At 59.6% G+C, this 10,614-nt stretch carries 8 protein-coding genes; 5 read left to right on the top strand and 3 right to left on the bottom strand.

The window, feature by feature from the left end:
- Window positions 1-11: 11 nt before the first annotated feature.
- On the top strand, window positions 12-1,013 hold the full coding sequence (locus tag ABLU50_RS23220; protein ID WP_004204978.1) for a glycosyl hydrolase family 8: 1,002 nt from the start codon (window positions 12-14) through the stop codon (window positions 1,011-1,013).
- Window positions 1,014-1,118: 105 nt separating this feature from the next.
- Here ABLU50_RS23220 and bcsG read toward each other — a convergent pair whose 3' ends face one another.
- From bcsG to bcsE, 3 genes are read right to left on the bottom strand one after another with little or no spacing between them, the layout of a single operon-like run.
- Window positions 1,119-2,795, bottom strand: a complete 1,677-nt coding sequence (gene bcsG, locus ABLU50_RS23215; RefSeq protein WP_004204977.1) for a cellulose biosynthesis protein BcsG — start codon at window positions 2,793-2,795, stop codon at window positions 1,119-1,121.
- Window positions 2,792-2,989: a cellulose biosynthesis protein BcsF gene (gene bcsF / locus ABLU50_RS23210; protein ID WP_004204976.1), complete on the bottom strand. Its 198-nt coding sequence runs from the start codon at window positions 2,987-2,989 to the stop codon at window positions 2,792-2,794. The genes bcsG and bcsF overlap by 4 nt, the downstream gene beginning before the upstream one ends.
- Window positions 2,989-4,542 carry a cellulose biosynthesis protein BcsE gene (gene bcsE, locus ABLU50_RS23205; protein ID WP_087832443.1) on the bottom strand — a complete coding sequence of 518 codons (1,554 nt, stop codon included), beginning with the start codon at window positions 4,540-4,542 and terminating at the stop codon, window positions 2,989-2,991. Before bcsE ends, bcsF begins: the two co-directional genes overlap by 1 nt.
- Before the next feature lie 169 nt (window positions 4,543-4,711).
- Here bcsE and bcsR point away from each other — a divergent pair, with 169 nt between their 5' ends.
- Genes bcsR through bcsB form a run of 4 tightly spaced genes read left to right on the top strand, consistent with a single transcriptional unit; the run spans window position 4,712 to window position 10,614 of the window.
- A complete protein-coding gene (gene bcsR / locus ABLU50_RS23200) occupies window positions 4,712-4,900 on the top strand; it encodes a cellulose biosynthesis protein BcsR (RefSeq protein ID WP_002921513.1) in 189 nt (62 codons plus the stop codon).
- Between the two features lie 11 nt (window positions 4,901-4,911).
- Window positions 4,912-5,643 (top strand): cellulose biosynthesis protein BcsQ, encoded by a 732-nt coding sequence (bcsQ, locus tag ABLU50_RS23195; RefSeq protein ID WP_048325998.1) that lies wholly within the window; start codon window positions 4,912-4,914, stop codon window positions 5,641-5,643.
- Window positions 5,640-8,258, top strand: coding sequence for a UDP-forming cellulose synthase catalytic subunit (bcsA, locus tag ABLU50_RS23190; protein ID WP_004204973.1), 2,619 nt, complete (start codon window positions 5,640-5,642; stop codon window positions 8,256-8,258). Before bcsQ ends, bcsA begins: the two co-directional genes overlap by 4 nt.
- Before the next feature lie 10 nt (window positions 8,259-8,268).
- Window positions 8,269-10,614: a cellulose biosynthesis cyclic di-GMP-binding regulatory protein BcsB gene (gene bcsB, locus ABLU50_RS23185; RefSeq protein ID WP_087832461.1), complete on the top strand. Its 2,346-nt coding sequence runs from the start codon at window positions 8,269-8,271 to the stop codon at window positions 10,612-10,614.

The raw sequence follows: 10,614 nt of genomic DNA, 5'->3' as shown, positions 1-10,614 counted from the left end.
TGAGTGAATTTATGCCCCTGCGTGCTTTAGTGGCGGTGATAGTGACAACGGCAGTAATGCTGGTGCCCCGGGCGTGGGCGGATACGGCCTGGGAGCGTTATAAGGCCCGTTTTATGATGCCTGACGGCCGTATCATTGATACCGCCAATGGCAATGTGTCGCATACGGAAGGCCAGGGCTTCGCCATGCTCCTGGCGGTGGCGAATAACGATCGCCCGGCGTTCGACAAGCTGTGGCAGTGGACGGACAGCACCCTGCGCGACAAGTCTAACGGGCTGTTTTACTGGCGCTATAACCCGGTGGCGCCGGACCCGATCGCCGATAAAAACAACGCCACCGATGGCGATACCCTGATCGCCTGGGCGCTGCTGCGCGCGCAAAAGCAGTGGCAGGACAAGCGCTACGCCACGGCCTCCGATGCCATCACCGCCTCCCTGCTGAAATATACGGTGGTGACTTTCGCCGGTCGCCAGGTGATGCTCCCGGGCGTGAAGGGGTTTAACCGCAACGACCACCTGAACCTTAACCCCTCCTATTTCATCTTCCCGGCCTGGCGCGCCTTTGCGGAGCGGACGCACCTGACCGCCTGGCGGACATTGCAGAGTGACGGGCAGGCGCTGCTGGGGCAGATGGGCTGGGGGAAATCGCATCTGCCCAGCGACTGGGTGGCGCTGCGGGCGGATGGCAAGATGCTGCCGGCCAAAGAGTGGCCGCCGCGGATGAGTTTCGATGCGATCCGTATCCCGCTGTATATCTCGTGGGTCGATCCGCACAGCGCCTTGCTCGCACCGTGGAAAGCCTGGATGCAGAGTTACCCGCGCCTGCAAACTCCGGCGTGGATCAACGTTAGCACCAACGAGGTCGCCCCGTGGAATATGGCCGGCGGCCTGCTGGCGGTGCGTGATTTAACGCTTGGCGAACCGCTGGAAGCGCCGCAGATTGACGACAAGGATGATTATTACTCCGCCAGCCTCAAGCTGCTGGTCTGGCTGGCGAAACAGGATCAGCGCTAGCGCTGTGATGGCTTTGCAGGTTTCTCAGCCCGTATCCTGCGGGCTGAGAGAAAAGAGCAGGAACGTCTCACGATGTAAGGCCGCCAGAATAGGCGGCCTTGTCGCTTATTGCGGATAAGGCACCCAACTGCCGCCATTCAACTGGACATAAGGCTTGCCCTGATACTGGATAACGATGGCGTTGGCGTTTTCGGACACCGCCGCGCTCTGCGGCAGGTTGGCGACATACTGCTGCCAGTTGACGCTGTCTTCGCTGAACATTTTGCCGTCGAGGGCGCGCACCACCAGCTCCGACACCGCCAGGTAGCTGCTGGGCTGATCGATGATAATTGGCGCGCCTTCATGCGGCGCCTTCATGCCGAAGAATTTCACCGCCGTCGGGACGTTAGTGATCGACGGGCTCGGGATATCCCGCAGGCCAGACACCTGCATCTTATCGCCCTTCAGCGCGCCGCCGTGTTCCGGCACCACCACCACCATCACCTTACGCCCCGATTTTTCCAGTTCGGTGAAGAAGTTATCCAGGTCGTCAAACAGCTTCTGCGCCCGCACTTTGTAGTCCGCGGTTTTGCTTTGTCCCGGGAAGTGATTGCCGTCATGCAGCGGCAGGGTGTTATAGAACGTGGCGCTCCGCGGATTGCTGCTGGCCTCTTCGGTCTTCAGCCAGCGGTTGAGAACCGCGAGATCCTCATACACTGGCGAGCCATCAAATGCCTGCAGGCTGACCGGCAGACCGCTCTGGTCCATCAGCGGGCTCTGCATGCCGCCCAGCGAACGCAGCTCTTTTAGGAAGTCGCCGAACAGGCCGTTGTGGCCGAGCATCAACTGCTGGTTGAAGCCGAGTTTCGCCAGGTTTTCAAACAGGTAGCAATCGGCGCCGGATGGCTGATACAGGTTGGTATGCGACAGCTGGCCGCAGCTGGCGCGCAGCAGACGCACCGCCGCTGGTCCGCTGTAGGAGGTCGCTGAGTTAAAGTTTTTGAAGACGATATCGAAATGCTTCCACAGCGGGTGGTCCATCAGCCCGGCGGCTTCAATATCCGACCAGGAGAGCGAGCAGATATTGATCACCAGCAGGTCAAACGGCTGCGCATCCGCCGGCAGCTGGTCCGGGAACGGCGTCTTGCGCTTCTGCTCGGCGGCATAGAAACCGTTCAGCCAGTTGGTGAGGTTGGCCGAGGTCGGCGGCTCGGTCTGCGGCGGAATATCGCTGCTGGCCGGGCTGGACGCGGCGCCAGCGGCGGCGTTGGTCCCGACGTTGGCCGGCGCGGTGGCGGCGGCGGTGGTGGGCTGACCGGCAGGCCAAATGGTAAAGGCCGGCAGCAGCGGGCTGACCGCCTGCCAGACGACCATCGCGGAGACAAACACGGTAACGCGCAGCCACTGGCTGATAAACAGCCACAGCACCAGTAAAACAAAGAAGGCGCCGACCATGCTCCAGTTGATAAAGCGGACAATCAGATCCCAGATATAGCTGGCGCTGAAGCCGGCGATTTGCGATCCCTGGCTAAAAATCGACTCTGGCCCGGGCAGCCAGGTATCGTGCCAGAACAGCGCGAATCCCAGCGGAATGGCGATCCAGTGGCGGATGCGGTGCAGCTTTTCGCGCGGGATTGGCACCAGCAGAAAGGCGAGAAACACCAGGTTAAGCATCGGGTGAAAATTGAGATACCCGGCCCACAGCAGGGCAAACTTGACCAGAAAGTAGAAGTTCCAGCCGCCAAGGCCGCGCCAGTACTGCCAGAGCGGAAGCGGTGCCGCGGTCGTTTTTTTATTTGTCATTTGTTCGCTTTGCCTTGCTTAACCGTTGTTCCCCGGCGTAATACTCCTGCCGGTTTCACGTAACGGGGTTTAAAGAACATCAGTCTTAACGTCGTGCGGATCCGGCGCTGATAGTGGCGCGTCAGGTAGCCCAGCGGAAAAAACAGCAGGGCGCAGAGCACCACCAGTTGCAGAATATCGGCGATAGACATCATCAGGCTTGCTCCTCACGGGTGGTTAACCGGTGTGGTTCGGGATAGCGTCGCCAGTGGCGTCCATCATGGGTGGCGTTGATGGTCTCGTTTTTACCGACCGTGAGAGGCAGCGGCGTGTTCCAGCGCGCCGGCTCGACGCCGCGCATGATTACGATTTCCGAGAGGATTTGCTTGTCTTCAAACCACACCATACGGTTAGAAAAAATATCGCCGGTCGGCAGCGGGAAAATGTGGTTTAGCGCGGTATCGAGGTCATTGATCCGGCAAAACGACAAAAACAGCACCAGCCGGTTATTGCCGATGGTCATGATGTCGCCCATCCGGTTAGGTTTGCATAACGTCAGCGCCTGCTCAACGCGCAGCCCCGGCGCCGGGCGCAGGGCCACCATCACGCCTTTGCTGTCGGGTGGAAGCAGGGTATTAGTCATCACGTTGTGCACCGCTTCGCAGAAGGCATCCCACTTCTGGTAGCCGCGCAGCTTTAACGGCTGGCTCCAGGTGAGCAGGGTGGCAAAATCTTCCGGGATATGGCGGGAGAACTTTTGGTTCTGTACGCTTTCGATTAGCGTCAGGCAGCGGGAGAGCGATGCGCTGCTGGGGATCACCAGGCTGGCGCCGCTGCTGAGCAGTAGCCGCTCATCAGTCGCGCGCAGGCTGGGGGTTTGTTCGCGGACAATAATTTTCAGCGCCGTGCCGCGCTGGCGACGCAGGGTATGAATATAGCGGCCCAGCTGTTCAATTTGCGTATTTTGGGTAATGGAGAAGAGGATCGTTGCCGCCTGCGCGGTGCGCCCGGCGTTGAAGACCTCGTCGTTGGTGTCAAACAGCGTCCAGTATTCCGACAGCGGCGGGGCACCTTCCAGCACGCGCACATTGCTGAGGATCGTTTTTTCATCGCTGCGCGGCTGCACGCTGGTTTCAGCGTCCTGCGCTAATCGCCAGCCGGCGTCATCATGTTGCACCATCAGCTGCTGCTGGGCGCTGATACCCTTATCGCTTCCCCACCAGGCAATATCAAAGATATGCCGGTCACCCTGGTAACGAATACTTGCCAGTCCGGAAAGGGAGCGGTACTCACGTAATAAGGGAGTCAGCTGCCGATCAATATCCTGCGCGGAATTGATCGCTAAGAATGCGCAGCGATGATATTGCGCCCAGCGACTGGTCTTTTCCACCCAGGCGCATAACTTTTCGTTATTTATATTTTTCCAGGCATTTTCAGCACATAGCAGAATAAATAAATAATTGCCAGGTTCGAGGGAGCAGACCAAGTCGCGATGTATTTCTTCCAGCGCCTCCGGACGATTCGGCAGGGTAAACAGTGCAATATTATCCGGGCCGTGAATGCGTTCTAATGAAATGATATCATTTGGTTTATTCCCCATCACCAGCGCGGCAACCTTGCTGTTTTTCGCCTGCGTGGCCAGCGTCTGATTAAATAGACTAACGGCATCGGCATAACGGTCAACGTTGAGCCACCATACCCCGCCGACCGGCATATGGCACACTTCATCCCATAATGATGAAATACCCAAAGTAAATACACTATCCACGGCATCCCTCGTGCGCCCTGATTCACACTGGATAAGTTTACTAGCGAAACTGACAGAGTAAACCTAACATTGAAATTAAAGGTCATCAGTTTTAGCATGTACACCTGCTTTTTAAGGATGCGCTGTATACGTCCTCTGGTTTAATAATAAATTTCGAACGGACAGAGATATGCCAGCAAAAGATCCTGCGGTACCCACGGACGCCACGCTGGGGTACACCTTTCAAAATGATTTTCTGGCGCTTAGCCGGGCATTTTCCCTGCCGGATATTGATTATCATGATATTTCCAGGCGCGAACAGCTGAACGCGGCGCTGAAGCGCTGGCCGCTGCTGGCAGAGTTTGCAGAGAAAAAATAAGGAAGCCGGAGATGGCTATTCTGGGATTACAGGGCGTGCGAGGGGGGACTGGCGTCACGTCCATTACGGCTGCACTCGCCTGGGCGCTGCAATTGCTCGGTGAAACGGTGCTGGCGATCGACGCCAGCCCGGATAATATGCTGCGTTTTTTCTTCAATACCGACATCCATCATCAGGACGGCTGGGCGCGGGCGCTGCTCGATGGCCGGGACTGGCGCGACGCGGGTCTGCGCTATACGCAGCATATCGATCTGCTGCCGTTTGGCCAGCTCAGCGCGGGCGAAAGAGAAAACGTCGACCAGCTGCAGCCCACCCTGGGGGCGATGACGGAGGCCGTACAGCAGCTGCAGGGGCAGTACCGCTGGCTACTGCTGGATCTGCCGGCGGGCTATTCGCCGTTGACCCGCGAGCTGCTGACGCTCTGCGACCGCTCGCTGGTGGTGGTCCATCCCGACGCCAACAGCCATATCCGTTTGCACCAGCAGCCCTTTCCGGCCAACAGCGATATTCTGATTAACGATCTGCGGGTCGGCAGCCAGCTACAGGAAGATCTCTACCAGCTGTGGCTCGAGAGCCAGCCGCGCATCCTGCCGGTGACCATTCATCGCGACGAGGCGATGGCCGAGTGCCTGGCGGCGAAGCAGCCCCTTGGGGAGTATCGCCAGGACTCTCTGGCGGCGGAAGAGGTACTGACCCTGGCGAACTGGTGTCTGATCCACTATGCCGGCGGGAGGCCGGCATGATCCGCCTCAGCACGCTGCTGCTGGCCCCGCCGGTGGGGGAACGGCTGCGCGCGCGCTATGACGACTACCGGCAGCATGGCGCCTCCTGGCTGTCGGCGTCGCTTGGCTGCCTGTGGGCATCGCTGGTCTGGGCGCTAATGCCGCTGGAGACGCCGCGCTGGCAGGCGATTCTGGCGCACCATGACACCTATTTCCCCCATATTAATCCGCATCGGCCACGTCCGCTGGATCCGCTGCGCTACCTGCTGCAATCCCTGTGGTTACTGACAACGCGCGTGCCGGAGCCGGAGAAAAAGGTCAACTGGCGTTCGCTGGCGGCGCTGGAAGGGGTGCACGGTCGCTATACGCAGTGGCTGGAAAAATTGCCTGAGCAAGTCAACGCCCGCACCGGTCATCTGGATAAACAGAAAGAGCTGGCGCACCTCAATCCCAAACTGCGCCGGGCCATCCTTGGGGGGGTGACCTGCTGCTCGCTGGTGCTGGCGCTGATGTGTATTACGCAGCCTTTTAACCCACTGTCGCAGTTTATCTTCCTGATGCTGCTGTGGGGCGTGGCGCTGCTGGTGCGGCGCATCCCCGGCCGCTTCTCGGCGCTGATGCTGATCGTGCTGTCGCTGACGGTCTCGTGCCGCTATATCTGGTGGCGCTATACCTCGACGCTGAACTGGAACGACCCGGTAAGCCTGGTGTGCGGGATTATTTTGCTGTTCGCTGAGACCTACGCCTGGGTGGTGCTGGTGCTGGGCTACTTCCAGGTGGTCTGGCCGTTGAACCGCCAACCGGTGCCGCTGCCGGAGGATATGGATCTGTGGCCGACGGTGGACATCTTCGTCCCCACCTACAACGAAGATCTCAACGTGGTGAAAAACACCATCTATGCCTCGCAGGGCATCGACTGGCCGAAGGACAAGCTTAACATCTGGATCCTTGACGACGGCGGACGGGAAGCGTTTCGCCAGTTTGCCAAAGATGTCGGGGTGCACTATATCGCCCGTACCAGCCATGAGCACGCCAAAGCCGGCAACATCAACAATGCGCTGAAATACGCCAAAGGGGAGTTCGTCTCGATCTTTGACTGCGACCATGTGCCGACGCGCTCGTTTCTGCAGATGACCATGGGCTGGTTCCTGAAAGAGAAAGAGCTGGCGATGATGCAGACCCCGCACCACTTCTTCTCGCCCGATCCCTTCGAGCGCAACCTTGGTCGTTTTCGCAAAACGCCGAACGAAGGGACGCTATTCTACGGCCTGGTGCAGGACGGGAACGACATGTGGGACGCCACCTTCTTTTGCGGCTCCTGCGCCGTGATTCGCCGCGGTCCGCTGGATGAGATCGGCGGGATTGCCGTCGAAACGGTGACCGAAGATGCCCACACCTCGCTGCGTCTGCACCGGCGGGGTTACACCTCCGCCTATATGCGTATTCCGCAGGCGGCGGGGTTGGCGACGGAGAGTTTATCCGCGCATATCGGCCAGCGCATCCGCTGGGCGCGCGGGATGGTGCAGATATTCCGCCTCGATAATCCGCTGTTTGGCAAAGGCCTGAAGCTGGTACAGCGCGTCTGCTACGCCAACGCCATGCTTCACTTTCTCTCCGGTATTCCGCGCCTCATCTTCCTCACGGCGCCGCTGGCCTTTTTGCTGCTCCATGCCTATATCATTTATGCGCCAGCGCTGATGATCGCGCTATTCGTGTTGCCGCATATGATCCACGCCAGCCTGACCAACTCGAAGATTCAGGGCAAATATCGCCATTCGTTCTGGAGTGAAATCTACGAGACGGTGCTCGCCTGGTATATCGCGCCGCCCACCTTTGTGGCGCTGATTAACCCGCATAAAGGCAAATTCAACGTCACCGCGAAGGGCGGACTGGTGGAAGAGGAGTATGTCGACTGGGTGATCTCCCGGCCCTATATCTACCTCGTGCTGCTCAACCTGGTCGGCGTCGCGGTGGGGATCTGGCGCTTTATGTACGGCCCGGAAAATGAAATTCTCACCGTCTGGGTGAGTATTGTCTGGGTGTTCTACAACCTGATTATTCTTGGCGGCGCGGTGGCGGTCTCGGTCGAAAGCAAGCAGGTCCGCCGGTCGCATCGTGTCGAAATGAGCATGCCGGCGGCAATTGCCCGCGAAGATGGCCATCTGTTCTCCTGCACCGTTCACGACTATTCCGACGGTGGGCTGGGGATCAAAATTCACGGCGACGCGCAGGTGTTGGAGGGGCAGAACGCCAGGCTGCTGCTCAAACGGGGACAGCAGGAGTATGCCTTCCCGGTGCGGGTCGCGCGGGTCAACGGCAGCGAAGTGGGATTGCAGCTGCTGCCGTTGACCAACCAGCAGCATATCGATTTTGTGCAGTGTACGTTTGCCCGCGCCGATACGTGGGCGCTTTGGCAGGATAGCTTCCCGGAAGACAAGCCGATGGAAAGCCTGCTGGATATCCTCAAGCTGGGGTTCCGTGGCTATCGTCACCTGGCGGAGTTTTCGCCGCCGTCGGTGAAGGTGGTTTTCCGCGCGCTCACCTCGCTGGTGGCATGGATAGTGTCGTTTGTACCCCGACGCCCTGAACGCGCCGCGCCGACGCTCTCCGCAGACCCGGCAATGGCTCAACAATGATGATAATGCGATGAAAAGAAAACTTTCCTGGATGTGTGCAGTAGCGGTGGGCATGTGCAGCTGGTATCCGCTGGCCTCTTACGCGGCGCCGGCCACCGTGGTGAATCCGGCCCCTGGCGTTCAGCCGCAGGCGGCCTCCCCGCTCGCGCCGGTGACGACAGGCGAGCCGACGGCAACCCTCGCCGAACCGACCGCTCCGGCGGTGGTCGCCGAGAACGTCCCGCAGCGGGAGGTGAAGCTGACCTTTGCCAGCATCGCGCCGCCTCCGGGCAGCATTGTGCTGCGCGGCTCACGGCCTGACGCCTCGGTTGAATTCGGCATGCGCAGCGATGAGCTGGTCGCTAACGCGCTGCTCAATCTGGAATACACCCCGTCGCCCTCGCTGCTGCCCGTGCAGTCGCAGCTGAAAGTCTATCTCAACGATGAGCTGATGGGCGTCCTGCCCGTCACCAAAGAGCAGCTGGGGAAAAAGATCCGCGCGCAGCTGCCGATTGACCCGCTGTATATCACCGACTTCAACCGTATACGGCTGGAGTTTGTCGGCCACTACCGCGATGTCTGCGAAAACCCGGCCAGCAGCACGCTATGGCTGGATGTCGGGCGCGAAAGCTATCTGGATCTCACCTACCAGTCGCTGAAGGTGCATAACGATCTGTCGCACTTCCCGGTACCGTTCTACGATCCGCGCGACAACCGCCCGCTGACGCTGCCGATGATTTTCCCGGGCTCGCCGGCGGTGGCCCAGCAGCAGGCGGCGGCGATTATCGCTTCATGGTTCGGCAGCAAGGCCGGCTGGCGCGGCCAGCAGTTCCCGGTCTATTTCAACGAACTGCCGGATCGTAACGCCATTGTCTTCGCCACCAACGACAAGCGTCCGGATTTCCTGCGCGATCATCCGCCGGTCAACGCGCCGACCATCGAAATGATCGACAACCCGAACGATCCTTACGTCAAGCTGCTGGTGATTTTCGGCCGCGATGATAAAGACCTGCTGCTGGCGGCGAAGGGGATTGCCCAGGGCAATATTCTGTTCCGCGGCAGCAGCGTCACCGTGGACGGCATCAAAACCCTGCAGCCGCGGCAGCCATACGATGCGCCAAACTGGGTGCGCACCGACCGCTCGGTCACCTTTGCTGAGCTGAAAACCTATGAGCAACAGCTGCAGTCCAGCGGGCTGGTGCCGGATGCCATCACCGTGGCGCTTAACCTGCCGCCGGATCTCTATCTGCTGCGGGCCAACGGCATCGATATGGATCTGAAATATCGCTATACCATGCCGCCGGTGAAGGATAGCTCGCGGATGGATATCAGCCTTAACGACCAGTTCCTGCAGTCGTTCAGCCTTAACAGCTCGCAGGATGTGAACAAACTGATCCTGCGCCTGCCGGTGCTGCAGGGGCTGCTGGACGGCAAATCGGAGGTTACCATACCCGCGCTGCGTCTTGGGGCGGTGAACCAGCTGCGCTTTGACTTCCAGTACATGAACCCGATGCCCGGCGGCTCTATCGACAACTGTATTACCTTCCAGCCGGTGCAGAACCATGTGGTGATCGGCGACGATTCGACCATCGACTTCTCGAAGTATTATCACTTTATTGCTCTACCGGACCTGCGCGTCTTCGCCAATGCTGGCTTCCCTTACAGCCGTATGGCGGATCTCGCCGACACCCTGGTGGTGGTGCCGAAGGCGCCGACCCAGGGCCAGGTGGCGACGCTGCTGCAGGCGCTGGGCGGCATCGGTTCGCAGACCGGCCTGGCGGCGATTAATCTGCAAATGACTGACGATGGCAACCAGATCAAGAATAAAGATGCGGATCTGCTGCTGATCGGCGCGATCCCCTCGTCCCTCAAGGACGATACCAAAATCAACCTGCTGGTCGAGGCGACCAAAAGCTGGGTGAAAATGCCGATGCGTCATTACGACCTGGCGAGCATTTATCCCGATGATGAGGCCCGCACGCCCAACACCCGCACCGACATCACTTCTTCCGGACCGATGGCGGCGGTGATTGGCTTCCAGTCGCCCTACAACGATCAGCGCAGCGTGGTGGCCCTGCTGGCCGACAGCCCGCGCGGTAATGAACTGCTAACCAACGCCCTCAACGACAGTGGTAAGCGGGCGGCGATGTTTGGCTCGGTGGCGGTGATCCGCGAATCCGGCGTCAACAGCCTGCGGGTGGGCGATGTTTACTATGTCGGCCATCTGCCCTGGTTCGAGCGCATCTGGTTCGCGCTCTCTAACCACCCGATACTGCTGGCGATCTTCGCCGCGGTCAGTATCGTGCTGCTGGCGTGGGTGCTGTGGCGCATGCTGCGCATTATCAGCCGCCGCCGCCTTAGCCTGGATGATGAGTAA

It is taken from the genome of Klebsiella sp. GG_Kp173 (genome assembly GCF_040062415.1).
GTDB classification, from domain to species: domain Bacteria; phylum Pseudomonadota; class Gammaproteobacteria; order Enterobacterales; family Enterobacteriaceae; genus Klebsiella; species Klebsiella quasipneumoniae.
The sequence above is the reverse complement of the archived record's forward strand: the minus strand, read 5'-3'. Positions and strand labels throughout refer to the sequence as shown.